General features: G+C 70.0%; 24 protein-coding genes. 12 read left to right on the plus strand and 12 right to left on the minus strand.

Features of this window, described 5'->3' with window-relative positions; translation table 11 throughout:
• Positions 1–55: 55 nt before the first annotated feature.
• Positions 56–883: an IclR family transcriptional regulator gene (locus GA0070624_RS22505; protein ID WP_091344201.1), complete on the plus strand. Its 828-nt coding sequence runs from the start codon at positions 56–58 to the stop codon at positions 881–883.
• A gap of 18 nt (positions 884–901) precedes the next feature.
• Here the strand turns inward: GA0070624_RS22505 and GA0070624_RS22510 are convergent, their stop codons facing one another.
• On the minus strand, positions 902–1,435 hold the full coding sequence (locus tag GA0070624_RS22510; RefSeq protein ID WP_091344205.1) for a gamma carbonic anhydrase family protein: 534 nt from the start codon (positions 1,433–1,435) through the stop codon (positions 902–904).
• On the minus strand, positions 1,432–2,217 hold the full coding sequence (locus GA0070624_RS22515) for a GntR family transcriptional regulator (RefSeq protein ID WP_091344207.1): 786 nt from the start codon (positions 2,215–2,217) through the stop codon (positions 1,432–1,434). The genes GA0070624_RS22510 and GA0070624_RS22515 overlap by 4 nt, the downstream gene beginning before the upstream one ends.
• A gap of 151 nt (positions 2,218–2,368) precedes the next feature.
• Here GA0070624_RS22515 and GA0070624_RS22520 point away from each other — a divergent pair, with 151 nt between their 5' ends.
• The 3 genes from GA0070624_RS22520 to GA0070624_RS22530 are packed head-to-tail and all read left to right on the plus strand — an operon-like array spanning position 2,369 to position 5,850.
• Complete coding sequence (locus tag GA0070624_RS22520; protein WP_091344208.1) at positions 2,369–3,625, plus strand: CaiB/BaiF CoA transferase family protein; 1,257 nt, start codon at positions 2,369–2,371, stop codon at positions 3,623–3,625.
• 3 nt (positions 3,626–3,628) lie between these two features.
• Positions 3,629–4,411 carry an enoyl-CoA hydratase/isomerase family protein gene (locus GA0070624_RS22525; RefSeq protein WP_091344211.1) on the plus strand — a complete coding sequence of 261 codons (783 nt, stop codon included), beginning with the start codon at positions 3,629–3,631 and terminating at the stop codon, positions 4,409–4,411.
• A 26-nt stretch (positions 4,412–4,437) separates the two neighbouring features.
• Complete coding sequence (locus GA0070624_RS22530; RefSeq protein WP_091344214.1) at positions 4,438–5,850, plus strand: acyl-CoA synthetase; 1,413 nt, start codon at positions 4,438–4,440, stop codon at positions 5,848–5,850.
• An 18-nt stretch (positions 5,851–5,868) separates the two neighbouring features.
• On the opposite strand, the gene GA0070624_RS22535 is transcribed toward GA0070624_RS22530, so the two are convergent.
• On the minus strand, positions 5,869–6,621 hold the full coding sequence (locus GA0070624_RS22535) for a class I SAM-dependent methyltransferase (RefSeq protein ID WP_218105258.1): 753 nt from the start codon (positions 6,619–6,621) through the stop codon (positions 5,869–5,871).
• A 264-nt stretch (positions 6,622–6,885) separates the two neighbouring features.
• Here GA0070624_RS22535 and GA0070624_RS22540 point away from each other — a divergent pair, with 264 nt between their 5' ends.
• From GA0070624_RS22540 to GA0070624_RS22555, 4 genes are all read left to right on the plus strand, one after another.
• The gene (locus GA0070624_RS22540; RefSeq protein WP_245718932.1) at positions 6,886–7,272 is read left to right on the plus strand and encodes a DUF2267 domain-containing protein; all 387 of its coding nucleotides are present in this window, start codon (positions 6,886–6,888) and stop codon (positions 7,270–7,272) included.
• Between the two features lie 35 nt (positions 7,273–7,307).
• Complete coding sequence (locus GA0070624_RS22545) at positions 7,308–7,610, plus strand: hypothetical protein (protein ID WP_091344225.1); 303 nt, start codon at positions 7,308–7,310, stop codon at positions 7,608–7,610.
• A 155-nt stretch (positions 7,611–7,765) separates the two neighbouring features.
• Positions 7,766–8,146 (plus strand): hypothetical protein, encoded by a 381-nt coding sequence (locus tag GA0070624_RS22550; protein WP_091344228.1) that lies wholly within the window; start codon positions 7,766–7,768, stop codon positions 8,144–8,146.
• Between the two features lie 150 nt (positions 8,147–8,296).
• A complete protein-coding gene (locus tag GA0070624_RS22555; RefSeq protein WP_091344231.1) occupies positions 8,297–8,515 on the plus strand; it encodes a Rho termination factor N-terminal domain-containing protein in 219 nt (72 codons plus the stop codon).
• Between the two features lie 300 nt (positions 8,516–8,815).
• On the opposite strand, the gene GA0070624_RS22560 is transcribed toward GA0070624_RS22555, so the two are convergent.
• Together GA0070624_RS22560 and GA0070624_RS22565 are read right to left on the minus strand one after the other, a co-directional pair.
• Entirely contained in the window at positions 8,816–9,151 is a 336-nt protein-coding gene (locus GA0070624_RS22560) for an STAS domain-containing protein (protein WP_091344234.1), read from the minus strand.
• Positions 9,148–9,540 (minus strand): ATP-binding protein, encoded by a 393-nt coding sequence (locus GA0070624_RS22565; protein ID WP_091349315.1) that lies wholly within the window; start codon positions 9,538–9,540, stop codon positions 9,148–9,150. Before GA0070624_RS22565 ends, GA0070624_RS22560 begins: the two co-directional genes overlap by 4 nt.
• A gap of 461 nt (positions 9,541–10,001) precedes the next feature.
• On the opposite strand from GA0070624_RS22565, the gene GA0070624_RS22570 reads away from it, so the two are divergent.
• On the plus strand, positions 10,002–10,985 hold the full coding sequence (locus tag GA0070624_RS22570) for an acetylxylan esterase (protein WP_091344237.1): 984 nt from the start codon (positions 10,002–10,004) through the stop codon (positions 10,983–10,985).
• 14 nt (positions 10,986–10,999) lie between these two features.
• On the opposite strand, the gene GA0070624_RS22575 is transcribed toward GA0070624_RS22570, so the two are convergent.
• From GA0070624_RS22575 to GA0070624_RS22595, 5 genes are all read right to left on the minus strand, one after another.
• Complete coding sequence (locus GA0070624_RS22575; RefSeq protein WP_141715132.1) at positions 11,000–11,299, minus strand: hypothetical protein; 300 nt, start codon at positions 11,297–11,299, stop codon at positions 11,000–11,002.
• An 86-nt stretch (positions 11,300–11,385) separates the two neighbouring features.
• The gene (locus tag GA0070624_RS22580) at positions 11,386–12,660 is read right to left on the minus strand and encodes an FUSC family protein (RefSeq protein WP_091344244.1); all 1,275 of its coding nucleotides are present in this window, start codon (positions 12,658–12,660) and stop codon (positions 11,386–11,388) included.
• 97 nt (positions 12,661–12,757) lie between these two features.
• Positions 12,758–13,630: an alpha/beta fold hydrolase gene (locus GA0070624_RS22585; protein ID WP_091344246.1), complete on the minus strand. Its 873-nt coding sequence runs from the start codon at positions 13,628–13,630 to the stop codon at positions 12,758–12,760.
• A 3-nt stretch (positions 13,631–13,633) separates the two neighbouring features.
• Entirely contained in the window at positions 13,634–15,460 is a 1,827-nt protein-coding gene (locus GA0070624_RS22590; RefSeq protein ID WP_091344248.1) for an AMP-dependent synthetase/ligase, read from the minus strand.
• 116 nt (positions 15,461–15,576) lie between these two features.
• Complete coding sequence (locus GA0070624_RS22595; RefSeq protein ID WP_091344251.1) at positions 15,577–16,050, minus strand: molybdenum cofactor biosysynthesis protein; 474 nt, start codon at positions 16,048–16,050, stop codon at positions 15,577–15,579.
• Positions 16,051–16,170: 120 nt separating this feature from the next.
• Between GA0070624_RS22595 and GA0070624_RS22600 the strand changes: the two genes are divergently transcribed.
• Positions 16,171–16,944, plus strand: a complete 774-nt coding sequence (locus GA0070624_RS22600) for an FkbM family methyltransferase (RefSeq protein ID WP_245718933.1) — start codon at positions 16,171–16,173, stop codon at positions 16,942–16,944.
• Between the two features lie 94 nt (positions 16,945–17,038).
• Here GA0070624_RS22600 and GA0070624_RS22605 read toward each other — a convergent pair whose 3' ends face one another.
• Both GA0070624_RS22605 and GA0070624_RS35950 read right to left on the minus strand, forming a co-directional pair.
• Positions 17,039–17,299 (minus strand): hypothetical protein, encoded by a 261-nt coding sequence (locus GA0070624_RS22605; RefSeq protein ID WP_091344256.1) that lies wholly within the window; start codon positions 17,297–17,299, stop codon positions 17,039–17,041.
• A 325-nt stretch (positions 17,300–17,624) separates the two neighbouring features.
• Positions 17,625–17,990, minus strand: a complete 366-nt coding sequence (locus tag GA0070624_RS35950; RefSeq protein ID WP_245718934.1) for a hypothetical protein — start codon at positions 17,988–17,990, stop codon at positions 17,625–17,627.
• A 118-nt stretch (positions 17,991–18,108) separates the two neighbouring features.
• On the opposite strand from GA0070624_RS35950, the gene GA0070624_RS22615 reads away from it, so the two are divergent.
• Both GA0070624_RS22615 and GA0070624_RS22620 read left to right on the plus strand, forming a co-directional pair.
• Positions 18,109–19,179 carry a LacI family DNA-binding transcriptional regulator gene (locus tag GA0070624_RS22615; RefSeq protein WP_091344261.1) on the plus strand — a complete coding sequence of 357 codons (1,071 nt, stop codon included), beginning with the start codon at positions 18,109–18,111 and terminating at the stop codon, positions 19,177–19,179.
• Positions 19,180–19,275: 96 nt separating this feature from the next.
• Entirely contained in the window at positions 19,276–20,955 is a 1,680-nt protein-coding gene (locus GA0070624_RS22620; RefSeq protein ID WP_091349318.1) for an ABC transporter substrate-binding protein, read from the plus strand.
• The last annotated feature ends 69 nt before the right edge of the window (positions 20,956–21,024 follow it).

The raw sequence follows: 21,024 nt of genomic DNA on the forward strand, positions 1-21,024 counted from the left end.
ATAGCGCGGCGTCGCCGTGCCCCTCCCCGGCGTCCCGGGCAGAAGGAGGACCTGAGTGACCGAGTCGAACCTGGGCCTGGCTGCTGACGGCGCGCAGCCGAAAGGCCGGGTACCCGGCGGTGTCCAGTCGCTGGAACGCGCCTTCGAACTGCTCGAAATCATGGCGGACGCCGGCGGCGTGATCGGACTGTCCCGGCTCGCCCAGGAGTCCGGGCTCGCGCTGCCCACCATCCACCGGCTGGTCCGCACCCTGGTCGACCTCGGGTACGTCCGGCAGGAGCCGTCCCGGCAGTACTCCCTGGGCCCGCGGCTGATCCGCCTCGGCGACAGCGCCAGCCACCTGCTGGGCACCTGGTCCCGGCCGTACCTCGCCCGACTGGTCGACTCGCTAGGCGAAAGCGCGAACCTCGCGATGCTGGACGGTGACCGGGTCGTGTACGTGGCGCAGGTCCAGTCCAGGCAGTCGATGCGGATGTTCACCGAGGTCGGACGGCGCGTCTACCCCCACTGCACGGCGGTCGGGAAGGCCCTGCTCGCCCACCTGCCGCCAAGCGACGTGCACGCGCTCCTCAAGCGCACCGGCATGCCCGCCCAGACCGAGCACACCATCACCGAACCACGCCGGTTCGCCGAGGAGATCGAACGGGTGCTGGCCCAGGGCTACGCCATGGACGACGGCGAGCAGGAGATCGGCGTACGGTGTGTCGCCGTACCGGTGCTCGGCACCGCGAATCGGCTCGCCGTCTCGGTCTCCGGGCCGGCGCCCCGCGTGACCCCGGACGTGGTCGAGCGGGCCGTGCCGCTGCTCCGTCAGGCCGCCGAGGATCTGGCCGACGAACTCAGCGTCCCCCGTCCCGTGGAAGCGGACCGCGTCGCCGGCTGACCCGCCCGGCGCCGACCGTCAGAGCAGGGACGTCGCCGCGGCGTGCGCCCGGGCCCGATCGGCGTACCCCTCGGCGTTGCGCACGATGCCCGCGCATTCCTCCTCGGTCAGCTCACGCCGCACCCGCGCGGGCAGACCCGCTACCAGCGAGCCGGGGGGAACAACGGTCCCCTCCAGCACCACCGCGCCCGCGGCGACCAGCGAGCCGGAACCGATCCGTGCCCCGTTGAGGATCACGGCTCCCATGCCGATCAGCACGTCGTCCTCGATCGTGCAGCCGTGCAGCACGGCGCGGTGCCCGACAGAGACCCCCGAACCCACGACCGTCGGAAAGCCCGGATCGGCGTGCACCACGCAACCGTCCTGGATGTTGCTGCCGGCGCCGATGCTGATCTCCTCGGTGTCGGCCCGCAGCACGCACCCGTACCAGACGCTGGCATCGGGCGCCAGGCGTACGGAGCCGACGATCGTGCAGCCCGGCGCGGCCCATGCCGTGGGATGGATGTCCGGCGTGCGGTCGCCGAAGTCGACGACGAGCGCTTGCGTGCTCACGATCGCGGCGCCTCCAGTCCTGCCTTGCTGTCGGAGCGGGAGCCGCCGAGCCGGTCCAGCCAGGCCTCCGCCTCGGCCGTGCGACCGTCGAGGGAGTGGCCGAGCTCGAGGACGAACGTGTGCTGCCCGTGGTCGGCGAGCAGGTCGAGGGTCTCCTGCGGGTCCCCACGCTCCAGGGTCTCCAGGATCGCCCGGTGCCGTTCGACGTTTCCCCACAATCCCTCGCCGGCCACCCGGGCCCGCTGGTTCATGCCCATGCAGAGCCGCATCTGCAGCGACAGCGAGCGGTAGGACTCCTCGAGCCTGCGGTGCCCGGCCAGCCCGACCACGGCCAGATGGAAGTCGAAGGCTCGATCGGTGACGGTCGCGGCGTCGCCGGCCCGGGCGGCATCCTCCAGGTCACGCAGTGCCGTCCGGCAGCGCTCGAGGCGCTCGGGACGTCGCACGGGCACGCCCAACTCGACCGCCATCCGCTCGAGCTGATCGCGCAGTGTGAAGATCTCGTACACGTCGTGCAGGGTGACCGGGACGACGATCACCCCGCGCCGGGGCTGCTGCACGAGCAGACCCTCCTGCTCCAGCACGCGCAGCGCCTCGCGCAACGGCGGCCGGGACACGCCCAGCCGCCGGGTCAACTGGTTCTCCACCACGCGGTCACCGGGCTGCAACTCGCCGGCGAGGATCATGTCCCGCACGGCGTCCGCGGCCAGCCGCGCCATGCTCGGCGGAGGCACTATCCGGCGCACCCCCTCGTCCGCCGTCGCGGTCGTCCGCTCCGCCATCGGAACTCCTCCAGCTCGTCACCGCATTCTTGTCTTCTGTAGACAAGAGCCCACTCTACCGGTAGCTTTCGCATCCGGACATCCCGTTCCTCCGCGCGGCGGCACGGGTTGCCCGATCACGTACCGGCGCCGATAACCCGGAGGCAGGTCGATGAGCAGTGAACGGACCCCGCCCCTCACCGGGGTGACCGTGCTGGAGATCGGGGCGTTCATGGCGGCGCCGTTCGCCACCATGCAACTCGCCGACCTCGGTGCCCACGTGATCAAGGTCGAGCACCCGAGCGGCGGTGAACCGGTCCGCCAGACCGGCCCGTTCCTCGGGACCGAGAGCTCGCCCTTCGTCCGCATCAACCGGAACAAGCGCTCGGTCGCGCTGGACCTCAAGTCACCGGATGCGCGTCAAGCGTTCCTCCGACTGGTCGACCGGGCCGACGTCCTGGTGGAGAACCTCCGCCCCGGGGCCATGCGCCGTCTCGGCCTCGGCTACCAGGACCTGCGGGAGATCAACCCTCGCCTGGTGTACGCCTCCGCCTCCGGCTGGGGGCAGGACGGGCCGCTCGCGAGTCTGCCGGGGCTGGACATCATGGCGCAGGCGCGCAGCGGGCTGATGAGCATCACCGGGCATCCCGGCGGTCCACCCGCGAAGGTGGGTGTGCCGATCTGCGACCTGGTCTGCGGCCTCTACCTGGCGCTCGCGGTCACCGCCGCGCTGCGGGAACGGGACCGCTCCGGGGCGGGGCAGTACGTCGACGTCTCGCTGTTCGAGGCCGGAGTGTCCTTCGCCGTCTGGGAGGCCGGGAAGTACTTCGCGACCGGGGAGGTGGGCGGCCCGATGGGCTCCGCGCACCAGAGCAACGCCCCGTACCAGGCGGTCCACAGCAACGATGGCTACGTGACGATCGGAGCCACCACGCCGCGCAACTGGCTGGCGTTCTGCGAAGCCCTCGGGCTGGTCCAGCTGCTCGCGGACCCGCGATACGCCGACGCGTTCGCCCGGCTGCAGAACCGGGCGGAGCTCATCGAGGCCATCGAGACCGTGACGAGCGCGATGAGCACGGCGGAGATCGTCGAGCGGCTCAACAAAGCGGGAGTGCCATGCGCTCCGATCGCCGACTATGGCGAGGTGTTCACCGACGAGCACCTGGCGGCCCGGGACTTTTTCTGGGACGCCGAGCATCCGACCCTGGGGTCGGTGCGTCAGCTCGGCTCGCCGATGCGCCTGTCGGAGACCCCGGTCCGCCGGGCCGGCGCGGGCCCCGTGCTCGGCGCCGACACCCGGGAGATGTTGACCGCCGCCGGCTGCAGCGCGCCGGAGATCGATCACCTCGTCGCCTCCGGCGCCGCCCTGGTCGAGGAGGTCGACGGTACGACCACCAGCCCCGCCGTGACAACGACGCCCAGGAGGTAGGCAATGTCCTCGTCGCCCGGATCCCGCTCCGAGATCCTCGTGGAGGGGCAGGGCCCCGCCCTCACCGTGACCTTCAACCGCCCCGAGCAGCGCAACGCGATGACGTGGGCGATGTACGACGGCCTGTACGAGGCCTGTGAACGCGCGGACGCGGACGACGATGTGCGAGTGCTGGTCCTGCGCGGCGCGGGCGAGGACGCCTTCGTCGCCGGCACCGACATCAGACAGTTCGCCGACTTCACCGGCGGGCAGGACGGGGTCGCGTACGAGCGGCGGATCACGCGGGTACTGGACCGGCTGGAGGACGTCAACGTACCGACGGTCGCGGCGATCCGTGGGTACTGCGTCGGCGCGGGCCTGGCGATCGCCGCCGTGTGCGACCTGCGACTGGCGACACCCGACGCACGGTTCGGCATCCCCATCGCCCGGACGCTGGGAAACTGCCTGTCGATGCCGACCTATGCGCTGCTGCTGCACCACCTCGGGCCGGCCCGTACCCTGGATCTGCTGCTCAACGCGAGGTTCTACTCCGGCCGGGAGGCACACGCGGCGGGGTTCGTGACCGAGTCCACCGAGGATCTCGACGAGGCGGTTCAGCAGGCCGTCGACCGCCTGGTCGGGCACGCCCCGCTGACCATGTGGGCGACGAAGGAGGCGATCCGACGGCTACGCCGCGGCCGCGCCGACGGTGACGACATCGTCTCCCGGGTCTACGGCAGCGACGACTTCCGCGCCGCCGTCCGGGCCTTCAGCGCCAAGCAACCGAGGACCTGGACCGGACGGTGACCACGATGCGACGAGGGAGCGAAGAGATGCTGCTGCCGGCCTTGTCCGGGGCGTTCGGTGATGACGCGGACGCGATCCGGGTCGGGGACCAGCGGGCGTCCCGGGAAGCGGTGCTGTCCGCCGCCACCGCCCTCGCCGACCGCATCGCCGGCAGCGACGCGGTGGCGGTCTGGGCGACAGCCGGCATGGAAACCGTCGTGGCCGTCGTGGCCGGTCTACTTGCCGGGGTGCCGGTCGTACCGGTACCACCCGACTCCGGGCCGACCGAACGGGACTACGTGCTGCGCGACTCGGCCGCCTCGCTGCTGCTCGTCCCCGCGACCAGCGAGGGGAGCCCACGGCTGGCGGACGTGCCGGTACCCGTCGCCGCGGTCGACCTCCGGGCACGGTCGACCACCAGCTATCCCGAGCCCCCGCCGGAGAGCACGGCACTGATCCTCTACACCTCCGGCACCACCGGAGCACCGAAGGGAGCTCTGATCCCGCGGCAGGCGATCGCCGCCGACCTGGACGCGCTCGCCGATGCGTGGTCGTGGACTCCCGACGATCTGCTGGTGCACGGGCTCCCCCTGTTCCACGTGCACGGCCTCGTGCTGGGCGTGCTGGGAGCGCTGCGGATCGGGTCCCGGCTGGCCCACACGGGCAGACCCCGGCCCGACGCCTACGCGACGGCGGCGGGAACGCTCTACTTCGGGGTGCCGACGGTGTGGTCGAGGGTCTGCGCCGATCCGTCCGCCGCCCGGGCCCTGTCCTCGGCCCGGCTGCTGGTCTCCGGTAGCGCGCCGCTCCCGCTGCCCGTCTTCGAGCAGCTCGCCGAGCTCACCGGGCAACCGCCCGTCGAGCGGTACGGGATGACCGAAACGCTGATCACCGTCAGCGGCCGCGCGGACGCCGAGCGCCGGCCCGGGTTCGTCGGCACGCGACTCGCCGGAGTGGAGAGCAGGCTGGTCGCCGAGGATGGCACCCCGGTGGCGCCCGACGGCGAGTCGCCGGGCGAGCTTCAGATCCGCGGGCCGATGATGTTCAGCGGGTACCTCAACCGGCCGGAGGCCAACCGGGAGTCGTTCACCTCCGACGGCTGGTTCCGCACCGGGGACATCGCCACCATCGACGCGGACGGCTGGCACCGGATCATCGGGCGCGCCTCCACCGACATGATCAAGAGCGGCGGGTACCGGATCGGCGCGGGTGAGGTGGAGAACGCGCTTCTCGCCCACCCGGCGGTCCGGGAAGCCGCGGTGATCGGCGCACCCCACCCCGACCTCGGGCAACAGGTCGTCGCCTACGTGGTCGCCGACGCGGCGACCGAGGCGCAGCTCATCGACTTCGTGGCCGGGCGGATCTCCGCGCACAAACGCCCGCGGCAGATTCACCTCGTCGAGCAGCTGCCCCGCAACGCTATGGGCAAGGTGCAGAAGAAGCTGCTCGCCGGAGGCTGACGTGCGCGCTCGGCCGGGTCACGGCGCGGTCGCTGAGAGATGCGCCCAGGTCTGGGTGAACCAGAGCTCGCCGTCGAGGGTGAACGGGCGCATCCCGGTCGGCGCGCCGCCGGTGAGCTCCCGGGACAGCTCGTCCTCGATCCGACGAGCGACGTCGGCAGCGGTACGGGCCTGTTCGAGCCACGGACGAAGCGGACGCTCCACGTCGAAGACGTCGGACTTCTCCACCGCGGCCCCGGCCGAGGTGAGCAGCCGGGCGATGGCCTCGGCACCGAGCATGGTTCCGTGGGACGGGTCGCGCAGCCGCTCCACCCGGTCGGGATCACCGGGCAGCCCCGGCTTGCGGACCATGTCCGCAACCACCACCCGCCCACCGGCCCGGCACACCCGCACCATCTCGGCGGCGACCTCCGCCGGCTCGGTCACGTGGTGCAGCGAGAACCTGGAAATCACCAGCGAGAACGAACCGTCGACGAAGGGCAGTCGCGCCGCGTCACCGCGCTGAAACACCACGTTGGACACGCCCTCGGCGTCGGCTCGCGCCTTGCCCGCCTCCAGCATCTCGGGGGTGGCGTCAAGCGCGGTCGCGTGCCGGGTGTGCACGGCGAGCGCGCGGGCGACCAGGCCGGTACCGCAGGCCACGTCCAGGCAGACATCCTCGGTGTCCGGCCTCGCGAAGTCGACCAGGCGCTGAAGATGGCTGGTGAAGGCGCCGTTGAGCCGCGGGTCCTCGAAGGTGCCGGCCTGCCGGGCGAACTCCCGCAGGAGCAAGCCCCGGCGCGTGTCATCGTCTCTTGGCGGCATCGCTGGCGCTTCCTCACAAGCCGGGCAGAACCGGGGGCGTTACCGCAACCGTACCGGTCTCCGCCCGTGGCTGACCATGGCACGGCGCTCACCATCGACAGTCATGACCGACCCGCCGGCGTTCGGATCCTTCGTTCCGAGCCGCGCCGACTCCTCTCGGCCCGGACCGGGGCGCGGTTTGATGCGTCGGCACCCGGGTAGGCGGCGATCCGGTCCGAGAGGGGGATCCAAGTGGTCTACGAGGATTTCATCGACGCAGTGGCCAGGCGGGCAGGGGTGCCGGTCGATCAGGCGGGAACCATCACCCGCGCGACGTTGGAGACGCTGGCGGAACGGATCAGCGGAGGCGAGGCCAACGATCTTGCCAATCAGGTTCCCGAGGGGCTCGACGATCACCTGCGCAAGACTCAGGAACATCCCGAGGTGTTCGGGCTCGGAGAGTTCGTGCAGCGGGTGACCGCCCGCGCCGGCATCGACGGTGTGCTCGCCAGTTCCGGGATCCGCGCGGTACTCACCACGCTGCGTGAGGCAGTTCCGCGTGACGAGTTCGAGGACATGGTGGCTCAGCTGCCGAAGGACTTCTGGGAGGTGGTACCGGTGGGTCTCCGCGGCCGTTGACGCGGTGTGCGACGCGAGCCCAGAGGGGTGCAGGAATGGCGGAACAGGACAGCCGGGACCGCGGCGAACAGGACTCGGCCGCCCAGCCGCGCGAGGAACTCCGCGGCATTCTCGACCGCGCTCAGCACCATCGATCGCAGCCCACAGATCCTCGAGTCGCTGCTCAAACCGTGGACACGGGGGTGAACCAGGTCGGGCAGACGGCGCGACAGGCGCTGGGACCGCAGGGCCTGTTGTCACAAACGCTGCAGCAGACCAGCCAGCGGCTTGGTCCACAGCTTGGGCAGACCACCGAGCAGATTGCTCAGCAGACGCAGCAGGGCGGCTGGCGGTGGTAGCGGTGTCGGCGGTGGGTCGGCCGGATCCTCGGCCCGAACGGCGTGGCGGCGAATGACGAAAGCCGTCAACGGCAACCGGCCGCTGAGACAGGTTGCCTCACGACTGGTAGGACTGCCGGGACAGGAGCAGCAGCAAGGCACCTGAAGGTGGCGAGATGCGACTGACCGAGCGGGTCCTGGTACATCAGGTTCACCCGGTCAAGATTTCGGCGGATGTCACGGCGAGCCTGGTCTCGAACCTCTTGTTGTGGCGGATGCGACCGAAGGCGGCCCTCGCGGTCCGGGTCGCGATACCGGTCGCCGGTTCGGTGGTCGTGCTTAGCCTGGCGGACCTTGCCGCACTCGCCCGCACGGGGCGGGGACGCTGGATACAGGCGCACATGCCACCATCCGCTCAATTGGTGAGACTCGCGGGCGACGCGGTGACCGCCCTCGGCGCGCGCCGGCGCAGGCCAGCCCTACTCTTCGTCGGCGCCTTGGTGATCGCGGTCGGCTGGTCGCACCCGTGGTGGCCCAGTGCACCCGGGCGCAAGTGACGAGGCGCTACGCCGTCCTCGACTGGGGGTGCCCCTACCGGTGCCGTCGACCGCGTTGGGCACGGCGCTGACCGGGTAAGCGGGCGGCAGCCCCGATCTGGCGCCGTTGTCGGACGCTCCAGACCACTCACTCATCCCGAGGAGGACACCATGGCACGCGATCCTGCCCAGATGAAGACCGGCGAGTTGCGCAAGCAGGCCGAGCGGGCCGGGATAAGAAACACGGACCAGATGACCAAGACAGACATGATCAACGCACTCGGCGGTTCGACGAACAGAAACCAGGGCGGTGGTCAGCGACAGAAGGATCCGGCGCCGAGGGGTGTGAGCCCCACGGACTACAAGAACCTGCCGGGCAACCAGACCTGACCGGTGACCGACGGCCACTGACGCGTATCGGACCGGCCGGACGCCGGTTGGGCCACCGAGCCCACCGGTGTCCCGGCCGGGCTTTTCTCTGCTCAGACGCCACTGCGCCGACCATCTCGGTCGTCTTCCGTCTCTCCTCCCCCGCGTGCTCGTAGGCATCGCGGCCTTCTCGCCGCACACTCGCCGCGTCCCGCGGCGCGTCCCGGAGTCGACTGCGCACCTCTCACCTTCGAGAATCCACCGGCTCTCCGACGATCGTCGTACGCCGGTGACGATGGGGTACCAGCGATGCCCGGTCCGTCAGTCGTCGTCCTCGGGCGAGGTGAGCAGCGACAGGATGCCGGTCATCGTCAGCACACGGCGGACGTGGCCGGCGGGATTGACCACAGCGAAGCTGACGCTCGCGTCGGCGGCCCGGTGATGGGCGTTGACGAAGGTGGTCAGCACGGTGGAGTCGATGAAGGTGACCCGCGCCATGTCCACCTGCACCTGGGTCGCACGGGCGATCGCCGCGTGTAGGACGTCACGCAGCTCGCCCGCTCCGGCGATGTCGAGCTCACCGAACAGCGTCACCACGGCGGTCCGGTTGCGCACCGTCGTCTTCGACCGCCAGGTCTGACCGATGCCCGCGTTCATTGGTGCTCACCTCCCGGAGCGGCGAGGTGAGCGGTGACGGTCGCGGTCACGCCGTGCGGTCCGCTGTCGACGACCAGATCGTCTGCGAGCTGCTGGGCAAGCCACAGGCCCCGGCCCCCCTCCATCTCGGGATTCGGCAGCGCGACCATCACCTCACCAGCGCCGGGTCCGTGATCGATGACCTGGCAGGACAGGGATGAGGTGGCACGCACCAGGCGAAGCTGTCCGCTGCCACCGCCATGGCGCACGACGTTGGTGACGAGCTCATGCACGGCCAAGACGAAGTCCTCCAACGCGCCGTCGGCCAGGCCGGCCGCGCCGGCCGCCGCTGCGACCGCGTGCCGCAGACGCACCACCGACACCTCCGTGATCGATTCCGACAACAGCATCACGGCGCCCCGGCCACCGGCCGGAGCACTGCCACCGGCCCCCACGGGTCCACCCCTGCTCGGCTGCGCGCCGTGCACCCGAATCACCGCCCCTGATCCCTCGACGACGCGAGCATTGATGGAACAACCGAGATGGGCGCCCACCGCTACGGCCCCGACACCACCCGTCCATTCCGCCGCGTCGCGTCGTCGCCACGGATGTTCATCGCTGGCCGCCGCCAAAACGCAACAGCACCGCCGCGCCTGAGCTGTACGGCGAGGCAACGGAAACCCAGACGTGGGACGAGGCCTGACCACGGCGCCGCTTACCGCACGGATCCGACCGTTCACCGCACAAGATCTGGCTGCGCCATCACAGCCGCCCGCTGGAGACCGTCGGCTGATCGTCGTCGGCCCGGCGCCCATGAACCGGGACGACTTACTAGTCTGTGAAGCCGCTCCCACGTCGAAGGGAAGAGCCGATGCTCGTCGACTGGCCATTGGATCGTCTGCGCGACTACCTGCCCCCGCGCGACGAGCCGACCGACTTCGACGACTTCTGGGCCACCACCCTGAACGAGGCGCGGGACGCGCACTGGCCGGCCCGGTTCGAGCCGTACGACGCCGGCCTGACCACCGTCGAGGTGTACGACGTCACGTTTCCCGGATTCGCCGGCCAGCCGGTGCGCGGCTGGTTCCTGCTGCCCCGGCACACGACCGGTCGACTGCCCTGCGTGGTCGAGTACATCGGGTACGGCGGCGGGCGCGGCCTGCCGCACGAGTGGCTCCACTGGAGCGCCGCCGGCTACGCCCACCTCGTCATGGACACCCGGGGGCAGGGCAGCAACGGCTCACTCGTGGGCGACACCCCCGACCCCGACCCGGTCGGCCTGCCGCAGACGCCCGGCTTCATGACCCGTGGCATCGCCGACCCCCGGCACTACTACTACCGCCGGGTCTTCACCGACGGGGTGCGCGCGGTCGACGCCGCCCGGGCGCACCCCAGAGTCGATCCGGACCGGGTGGTGGTCGCCGGCGGCAGCCAGGGCGGAGGGATAACGCTCGCGGTCGCCGGCCTGGTCGAGGGGCTCACCGCTGCCATGCCCAACGTGCCCTTCCTGTGCCACTACCGGCGCGCCACCGAGATCACCGATGCCTTCCCGTACGGCGAGTTGGTGTCGTACCTGAAGACCCACCGCGACGACGTCGACCAGGTGTTCGCAACCCTGCGCTACTTCGACGGGATCAACTTCGCCGTCCGTGCGAACGCCCCGACGCTCTTCTCGGTCGCGCTGATGGACAACGTGTGTCCGCCCTCGACGGTCTTCGCCGCCTACAACCACTACGCGGCCGACGACAAGGACATCACGGTGTGGCCGTACAACGGGCACGAGGGCGGCGCGGGCTTCCAGCGGACGGAGCAGATCCGTTGGCTGCGCAAGCTGCTGGCCACCAGGAGCCGCTGAGTCCACCCTCGGCGTCACAGCAGGCCGGCGGCGGGCAGATACTTCCCGACCCGGGCGACCTCGTCCTCGTTCAGCGGATCTGCGGCACGGCCGTGGTCGGGTGATCGATGATCCCGCGCAGGTACAGCGCCGCCCTCGGCACTGCCGCCGGAGATCTTCGCGACCCGGGCCGAGGCGTCCACGATGGATAGCCGGTTCATCTTCTTGATCGCGGGCTTGCGCGGGCCGTTGTAGTCCGCGAACGCCTCGAACATGGTGTTGGACTTCGGGTTGTGCGCGACCAACCTCGTACGCCAGTCCCGTCCAACGGCCACCCTGGTTCGCCCGGTGGATCCAGGTCCTCGGGCCCGATGGGTGTCGGCCCGACACGGGAAATGCATCGGGCAACCTCGGCTGGCCGTCACCGCGATCCCCGGGGCGGGCTCGGGTTGCCGGCTTCAGGCGGGGCGGCAGTGGCCTCCCGCGGCCGTTCGGGTGGGCCGGGCGGCGGCTTGAGGGGACCGAACGCGCGCCGGACCAGCTGGTTCGCGTCGTCCTGGTTGATGCCGGTGGCCACGAGCAGGTCGCTGACGGCGGTCCGAACCTGGGCGACCACGACCGCTCCGGAGAACCCCACCCCGGCCCGGTAGGCGCGGCCCGCCTCACCCACCGCCCTCAGCGCTTGTTCTCTCGCCCGGTCGGGCTCGTCGCCGCGGGTGAACTCCCTGCGCAGCACCCGCACGGCCGCCGCGAGCGCGGACACCGCCGCCACCATGGCGTCTGGGATCGGCTCGTCGTCCTCGATCAGGGTCACCGTCCGGCGGATCAGCGTGCCGCTGTTGCGCATCGCCCGGTCGATTGGCTCGACGGCCTGCTCGTACCGGCCAAGCGGGCCGTGCCGGCTGCCCCAGCGCACCGGCGACAGGGTGCTCGCCTCCCGCGCCCCTTGCGCCGCCTCGCTGAACGCACCGAGCTCCTTCTTGTTGTCGCGTAGCCGATCGAGCGCGGCCTGCGCCCGAGCGGCGTCTTTCTGCTTCATCGCCGTGGCTGTCGCCTCGAGCTGATCGACGAGCAGATCCAGCGCCGGCTTGGCCGCCCGATTGATCACCCGGAGCGGATTCAGCGGCAGCAGCACCGCGGTGACCAGGAGCGCCACCGCGCCCCCGACGAGGGCGGCGAGGAACCGGGGGACCTCCAGGTTCTGCACCGTTGGACCGAGGGTCCCGATGAGCACCGCGGTCCCCGCGGCCTGGACAACCACCGCCGGGTTGCCGCCGACGAACACCGCCACGGCGATGGCCAGTACGACGATCAGGCCGAGCTGCCACGGCCCCGCCCCGACGAGGTAGATCAGCAGATCACCGATCAGTACGCCGACGGAAACGCCGAGGATCAGCTCGACGGTGCGGCGCAGCCGCTTACCCACCGACGCGGCCAGCGCCAGGACCGCGGAGATCGGCGCGAACACCGGATGCGGGATGTGCAGCAGGTCCTCCGCCGCCGACCAGGACAGACCCGCCGCGAGCCCGGCTTGCGCGGCGAGCCCGACACCGGCGCGTACCCGGCGCAGCCGGTTCCGCAGCGTCCTGGCCGACCTGCGCCGCAGCTCGGCGACCGCGGCCGCGGTGCCGTCCTTCGCGGCCTGGTCGGCACGCGCCGGTGCGCCGCCCTCTCGCAGCGGACCGGCACCGACCATGGCCGCGCCTACCCGGTCACCGGCCGACGAATCCTCCCCCGGGCAGCCCCGCCCTCGTTGTATCCGTTGACCTGCCGGGCACCGACGCAACGCCGGACTACGCGAGGAACGGGAGGAGGAGGCGTGTCGTCTCGTCAGGAGCCTCTTCCGGAAGAAAGTGACCGGCCGCCACGGGGCTCCCGTCGACGTCGTCGGCCCAGGCCTTCCACACCTCCAGCGGCCGGTACCAGCTCGCGACGGGGCCGCTGTGACTCCACAGCGCGAGGACGGGACATGTGATCCGCCGTCTTCCGCGGTCGGCTTCGTCGTGCTGGTAGTCCAGCGTGGCGGCCGCACGGTACTGCTCGCAGATGGCGTGGATGGCGTCCGGCTTACTCAGCTTCTTGATGTACTCGGCCCTGACGCCAGCCGGGAACGCGTCCGGCACTTCCGACAGTGAGCCGAGCATGTAGTCGACGATCGCCTCCGGGGCCTGGGCGACGAGCCGTTCGGGCACCGGCTCGGGAGCGGCGAGGAATGACCAGAGCCAGAAGCCGAGGCTGAAGTCCATGTTGGCGCGGCTGAAGGCGTCGCCGGTGGGCACGATGTCGAGCACCGCGAGACGGGTGACGGCGCCAGGGTCGTCCAACGCCATCCGGTAGGCGCAGCGCCCGCCGCGATCGTGCCCGACGGCGCCGAACTCCTCGTACCCCAGGAGCCGCATGACCTCTACCTGCTCACGGGCGATCCGGCGCATGCTGTACGGCGCGTGATCCGGGGTACTCGGCGGTGCGCCGCTGTCGCCGAAACCGCGCAGGTCGGTGGCCACCACCGTGAAGTGTTCCGCGAGTCGCGGCGCTACCTGATGCCACATGAGATGGGTCTCGGGCATGCCATGCAGCAGCAGGACCGGCGGGCCGTCGCCACCCCGGCGTCCATGGATGGTCGTATCCGCCGTGGCGACGTCGACCTCCTCGAAACCGTGAAACACGGGTCAATGGCCGCGGTAGAGGGCGTCGACGTCGGCGGCGTAGCGGTCCTGCACCACCTCCCGTTTGATCTTCAAGGTGGGGGTGATTTCGCCGTCGGCTTCGGTGAGGTCCCGGGGCAGGATGCGAAAGGTCTTGACCTGTTCTGCCTTGGACACCGTCCGGTTGGCGTGGTCGATGGCGGTTTTGATCTCCTCGCGCAACTCGGCGTTGTCCCGCAGATCCGCCACCTCAGCGTCCGGGTGGCCGTGGCTGGCCCGCCACCGCAGCCAGGAGTGCGGGTCGATGGTGGCAAGTGCGGCCAGGTAGGGCCGGCGGTCGCCGACCAGCATGGCGTTGCTGATCAGCGGGTGCGCGCGGATCTTCTCCTCGATCGGCGCCGGCGCGATGTTCTTTCCCGACGCAGTAACGATGATTTCCTTTGTGCGCCCGGTGATGCGCAGGAACCCGTCGTCGTCGAGGCTGCCCAGGTCACCGGTGCGCAGCCACCCGTCGTCGGTGAACGCGTCGCGGGTGGCGTCGGGGTTGTTCCAGTACCCGGCAAACACGACATCCCCCCGGACGAGGACCTCGCCGTCGTCGGCGATGCGCACCTCCACCCCGGGCAGCGGGCGGCCGACGGTGCCGATCCGCATCGCCGAGGGCAGGTTCGCCGTCACCGCCGGAGACGTCTCCGTCAGCCCGTACCCTTCCAGCACCGTGATTCCGGCGCCGCGGAAGAAATGCCCCAGCCGCTCCCCCAGCGGCGCGCCGCCGACCATGGCCATCCGGCAGCGTCCGCCGAGGGTGGCGCGCAACTTCCGGTACGCCAGGAGGTCGCAGACCGCGTGCGGCATCCGCCACAGCGCTCCCGGGCCTCGCGGTTTGTCCATGGCGCGGCTGTACCGCACGGCGACGGCGTCCGCGACGGTGAACAACCATCCGCGGTGCGCGTCGTCGGCCTTCTGCCGGGCCGCGTTGTACATCTTCTCGAACACCCGCGGCACCGCGAGGATGAACGTCGGCCGGTACTTCCGAAGCTGCTCAAGCACGCCGTCGGCGCTGTGCACCATCGTCGCGCGAGTGCAGACGATGCCCACCTGGATCAGCCGGGCAAACACATGCGCCAGCGGCAGGAACAGCACCGTCGACGCCCCCGGGTGCAACAACTCCGGCAGCACGGAGGTCGCCTTGCTGACGTCGCAGTAGATGTTGTGGTGGGTCAACACGCAGCCCTTCGGCCGCCCGGTCGTGCCGCTGGTGTACACGATCGTCGCCACGTCCCCGCCGGACACCGCCCGCCGCCGCGCCTCGACCTTCCCGTCGTCGACGGTGCGGCCCTCCCCCGCCAGGGCAATCAGGTCCCCGGCGTCGATCTGCCACGTCTGGCGCAGCGCCGGCAGGTCATCGCGCAGGCCGGCAAGCTTCTCGGCGTGCTCGCCGGTTTCCACTACACACCCCACCGCCCCCGAATCCGACAGCATCCACCCCAGCTGCTCGGCGCTGGAGGTGTCGTAGACGGGAACGGTGACCGCGCCGATGGACCACAGGGCGTAGTCGACCAGGGTCCACTCGTATCGGGTGCGGCTCATCAGCCCCACCCGGTCGCCATGCCCGATACCGGCGGCAATGAAGCCCCGCGCGAGGGTGAGCACGTCGTCCCGGAACTCCCGACAGGTCACCGGGAGCGGACCGCCCCGCGTGGACCGGGGCGCCTGCCACGTCCGCGGAACCGGATCCGGACGGACGAACTGCACCGCCTCAGGGTCCTTCTGGGCGTTGTCCCACACCATCTCGGCCAGACCCGGCACCTCGGTGCCGGTGACCACCGGCTCGACCCGCACGTCCTGCACGTCCGCCCCCCCAGCGTCGTTACCCAGACGTCACGAGCCCATCATGACCCGACCAGCGGCACGACCGGCCGTGAACAGGGAAGTTCCATCGGCGGCCGGACGCCTCGGAAGGTTGACTACCTGTCGACCGTGACGTCGACCGGGCCGAGGCGCAGGATCCCGTCGGTCAGGGGCCTGCAACGGACCCCGCCTCTACCGCGCAACGCCTTCCATGCCCCGGGGCCGACGGTGACGTCCATCCAGGCGCAGGGATTCGCTGGGCGACCGACCAGCAGCCTGACCGGGCCTGCTCCCGAGTCCAGGACCAGCACCGACCCGACCAGTTCGTCCACGGCAATGCCGGTCGTGAGGACATTGCGCCTGACCTGCACAAGACCGACGCCGCGCGGCAACGACTCCTGCGCGATCACGGTCACGCTCGCGTCGCGATGCGCCTGCTTGCCGAAGTACCGGTCGCCGACGATGCCGAGGTTCGCCCGGATCCGGACCTCCTCGACCAGCTCATCGGGCGGCGCCGGCGCCGGACCGTCCGCAGGCCGACCGACATAGCGATGCACGGGCGAGGCCAGCAGCTGAACGATCCGCGCCATGGCAGCGATTTTACAAAGCACGCCGGGGCCGCGGAGCATACCGGCGTGACCTCGGCCGACAGGAGGACCGGGTGTCCGAAAGTGAATACCAACTCTCACGGCTCGGGCTACCGTCCGTTAGTGGACGCCCAGACCGGCGCAATTGAGGCGCTCAAGACTCATCCGGCCACCACTTCTCTTCGTCGCTCACTGGAGATCTACTACGGTGACCCGCAGCGCGAGAGGGCGATGGATCGGTTCTACGCCCATTTCATCAGGGCCGGAGATCTCGTCTTCGACATCGGCTCTCACGTGGGTGACCACATCGGGAGCTTCCGCCGCCTCGGGGCCCGCGTCGTGGCCGTCGAACCCCAACCGCTGTGCACGCAAGCCATCCGTGCCATATACGCCGGCGACGACCAGGTCTCGCTGGTCGAGGGGGCGTGCGGCGCACGTGCCGGCAACATCCAGATCAACATCAACTCCGCCAACCCCACGGTGTCCACCGCCTCCCGACACTTCATTGAGGCGGCGGATGGCGCAGCCGGGTGGGAAGACGAAATATGGGACTCGCAGATAGAGGTGACATCCATAACTCTCGACGCACTCATCGGTGAATACGGCGTGCCGACCTTTGTCAAGATCGACGTCGAGGGCTTCGAGGATGAAGTGCTGGCCGGGCTGCATCATCCGCCGCGCGCGCTCTCCTTCGAATTCACCACGATCGAGCGGGGCGTTGCGCAACGTTGCCTGGATCGTGCCACGGCACTCGGCTTCAGCAGCTTCAACATCTCACTGGGCGACACCATGTCGCTGGCTTTTCCGGAGGGGATGTCCGCGGAAGGCATGGCCGCCCACCTGGTCTCACTGCCACATGAGGTCAACTCCGGCGATGTGTACTGCGTAACCGGATAGTGGGCGTACCGGGCCGCGCTGGAAGCGGTCCTCCAGCGCGACCCGGACGCGTCGACGGCGGTCGAGGCCGCCGGGTGTTGCGGACGCTGCCGCGCTACCGGCTGCTCTTCAGCTTCTGGTAGAGCTGCTCGGGATCCCGGACGAAGTCCATCCGCTTGTCCCGGGCCCGGGACAAGTCGTCGATCATGTGCTGGACCTCGCCGGGAGTGAACCGTCGATCCTCGTCACCCTCCTTTTTCAGCCAACTGATCACTTCGTCGTAGTTCTTCCAGTCCCGCTTGCCCATCAGGCGCTCAATGTCGGAAATCTCGTAGTCCTTCTGCATCGCCTGGCTGGACGGGTCGTGGACCTTCATCACCTGCTCCTCCCCGTGTCTCGGCGCTCCGAGTTCCCGAGGCGTACGGGGGCAAACGCGGCCCGCACGCCGACGGAGGTCCCTCCCATGGACGAAGGAGGGGAAGGGTGCCCGCCGGCTGGGTGTCGATCAAGCGGGCCACGCCCCTCGGGTACGCAGCCAGACGGCCGTGTCCGGCGGCACCCGTCCGTCGTCGAGCGGACCGCTGGCCAGCAGCAGCCCTGCGTTGGCCAGCGGCGCTACCGCCGCGGTGGAGAGGTTGACCAGTCAGGCGAAGTCCGGGCCGCGGCCGAAGGCCAGCACCCCTCCGGCGCCGACAGCCAGGTCAGCTCCCCGTCGCCGAGCGTTCGGCGCGACGAATGGCGATGGCGGCTCGATACAACTCCAGCATGAAGTGCGGATCGCCGCTCTGCGCGCGGACCGTACGGTCCTTCCAGTCGGCCGGCTGCGGCAACCACGGCACCGCGACGGCGCCGTCCGGGCTGAAGCCGAACGGGGGTGCGTCGCCGCTCCACGGCACCCGGCAGCCGCCCCGGCCGGGGTCCACCCGGCCGGACCGCTCGAACATCGGGTCCTGGTGGATGGTGCCGAACACCATCACCTGCGACGACCGTCCGCCCGTCGTGCCCCCTCCGGAGCCGTCCACCTGGTGAGCATCACGGGACTTCTTTAAGTTCTTGAAATTAGGCATGTTTCGTTACCTGGGCGTTATTGACGTGACCGCCGTCACTTCGGTTGACTGCGACGGAACCGCTTCCGCAACCGGTTCCGCAACACGCCCTCAACCCCTGCGACCCGGGGAGCGTCACGTGCCGATCACCATCGCCGACGTCGCCAGCCGGGCCGGGGTGAGCAAGACGACCGTCTCCCGGGTGCTCAACGGCAAGGGCGAGGTCGACCAGAGGACCGCCGACCGCGTCCGCGCGGTCATCACCGACCTGGGCTACGTGCCGAGCGCCCGGGCCGTCGGCCTGGCCCGGGGCCGGACCCGGGTGGTCGGCATGCTGGTTCCCGCCCTGACGTGGCCGTGGATGGGCGAGGTACTGCAGGGCGCCGTCGACATGGTGGAGAGCGCCGGGTACGGGCTGTTGCTCTCCACCTTCAACCGCGGCGAGGAGTCGATGCGGCAGTTCGCCTCGCAGGTCTCGGCGAAGTCGTTCGACGGGCTGCTCGTCATCGAGCCCGAGGGCAGCCTCGATTACATTGCCGAGCTGCACGGCCGTGGCCTCCCGGTGGTCCTCATCGACGACCGCGGTCATCAGCGGCCTTTCCCCTCGGTGGCCACGACCAACCGCAGTGGCGGCGAGTCGGCCGCCCGTCATCTGCTCGAACTGGGTCGGCGCCGACCATTGGTGATCAAGGGCTGCGAGGACTTCGGCTGCACCGAGGAACGGCTGGCCGGGTTCGCCGAGGCGTACGACGCCGCCGGCCTGCCGTTGGATCCGCGGCTCGTGGTCGAGGGCGACTTCACCTTCGGCTCCGGCAGCCTCGCCGTCAAGGGGCTGATCGAGGCCGGCCTCGACTTCGACGCCGTCTTCGCCCACAACGACCTGTCGGCCGGCGGCGCCCTGCAGGCGATCCGCGAGAAGGGTCGCAGGGTCCCGGAGGATGTTGCGGTCGTCGGTTTCGACGACATCCCGTACGCGGCACACACCGATCCACCACTGACCACGGTGCACCAGCCGATGCGCGAGATGGGAGAGGCCGCGGCCCGGATGCTCCTGTCGCACTTCGCGGGTGTGCCGCTGCCCGACACGCCCAACGTCATTCCCACCACCCTGATCGTCCGAGGCTCGACCAGAGCGCCCTTACCGGCCAACCGCCGAGTCCTCGGGCCGGGCCGGCCCAAGCCGGAGCCGCTCCAGCAGCAGATCCGTTGACACCCGGCGGGACGTCACCCGCGTCCCGCCGCGGTGACGCACAACCCCGTTCCGCCGACGACCCCACTGATGCACCAACCCGACCGGGAGGAAAACATGCGCGTCAGACGCAGCCTCGCCCTCGCCCTGGCGAGCGTGACGGCGTTGGCCATGCTCGCCGCCTGTGGCGACAGTCCGAACGCCAACAAGAACAAGGGCCAGGCGGCCACCGTGCTGAACATCGGCATGCCGAACGGCCCGCAGGCCGAGAACAACAACCCGTTCCTCACCACCTCGGCCGGTGCCTCGCTGGGCTACCGCTGGCAGATCTACGAGCCGCTGATGATGTGGAACCCGGTCAAGCCGAGCGACCCGATGAAGCCCTGGGTAGCGACCAAGGCCGAGTGGTCGCCGGACTACACCTCGGTCAAGGTCACCATCCGGGACAACGCCACCTGGTCCGACGGCCAGAAGCTCACGGCCGAGGACGTCGCGTTCACGTACAACCTGGTCAAGAAGTACCCGGCGCTGAACGATCAGGGCGTGCCGTATACGGATGCGACCGCGAGCGGCGACGAGGTCACGATCAAGATGGCCAGCCCGCAGTTCGTCAACCAGCAGAAGGTCCTGTGGCGGGTGCCGATCGTCCCCAAGCACATCTGGGAGAAGATCAGCGACCCGACGACCGACCCCGTCAAGCAGCCCGTCGGCAGCGGCCCGTACACGCTGAAGTCCTTCACCCCGGCCACCACGACCCTGACCGTGCGGGACAGCGGCTACTGGCAGGACCTGCCGAAGATCAAGGAGCTGCGCTTCACGTCGTACACCGACAACAGCGCGCAGACCACCGCCCTCGCCAACGGCGAGGCGGAGTGGAGCTTCGTCTTCATCCCCAACTACCAGGCCGTCTTCGTCGCCAAGGACCCGGCCAACCACAAGGTGTGGGCGCCGGCGGTCCTGGGCATCCACGGCCTGTACGTCAACACCACGAAGAAGCCGTTCGACGACCCGACGTTGCGCCGGGCGATGAACATGGTCATCGACCGCGAGGACATCTTCACCACGGCCGAGGCCGGATACTTCCACCCGCTGGTGAAGAGCGTGACCGGCCTGCCCAGCCCCGCCGGTGACGCGTTCATCGCGCCCGAGTTCAAGGGCCAGGAGCACAAGGTCGACGTCGAGGGCGCCAAGGCGCTGCTCACCGGTGCCGGCTACAAGCTCGACGGCAACGCCCTCAAGGACAAGACCGGCAAGCCGGTGAAGCTGACCCTGACCGACCCGGCCGGTTGGTCCGACTACCAGACCAGCCTGGAGATCGTGAAGGACGGCCTGTCCAAGATCGGCATTGTAGCCACGGTCGACAAGGCCAACCAGGACGCCTGGTTCAGGAACGTCGAGCAGGGCAACTTCGACGCGACCTTCCGGTGGACCGAGGGCGGCGCAACGCCGTACGACATCTACCGGACCGTCATGGACGGCAGGCAACTGAAGCCGATCGGCACCGCCTCCCCCGCGGGCAACTTCGGTCGCTTCAACAACCAGCAGGCGACCGACGCCTTGACGGCCTACGCGAACGCGACCGACGAGGCCGCCCGTACCGCCGCGATGAGCACGCTGCAGAAGGTCTTCGTCGAGCAGATGCCGATGATCCCGGTCGGCGCGGACAACATCGGTGGCGCGTACAGCACGAAGAACTGGACCGGCTGGCCCGACGATTCGAACCCGTACGGCGCGATGCAGCCCACCCAACCCAACGCGCTGGACGTGGTGCTGCACCTCAAGCCCGCCGGTAGCTGACCGCAATGCCGCCTCCCCGGTCGGCCGAGGCCGACCGGGGAGGCGGACCCAAGCTCAGACTCGTACCGC

Source organism: Micromonospora rhizosphaerae, from assembly GCF_900091465.1.
Lineage (GTDB): Bacteria > Actinomycetota > Actinomycetes > Mycobacteriales > Micromonosporaceae > Micromonospora > Micromonospora rhizosphaerae.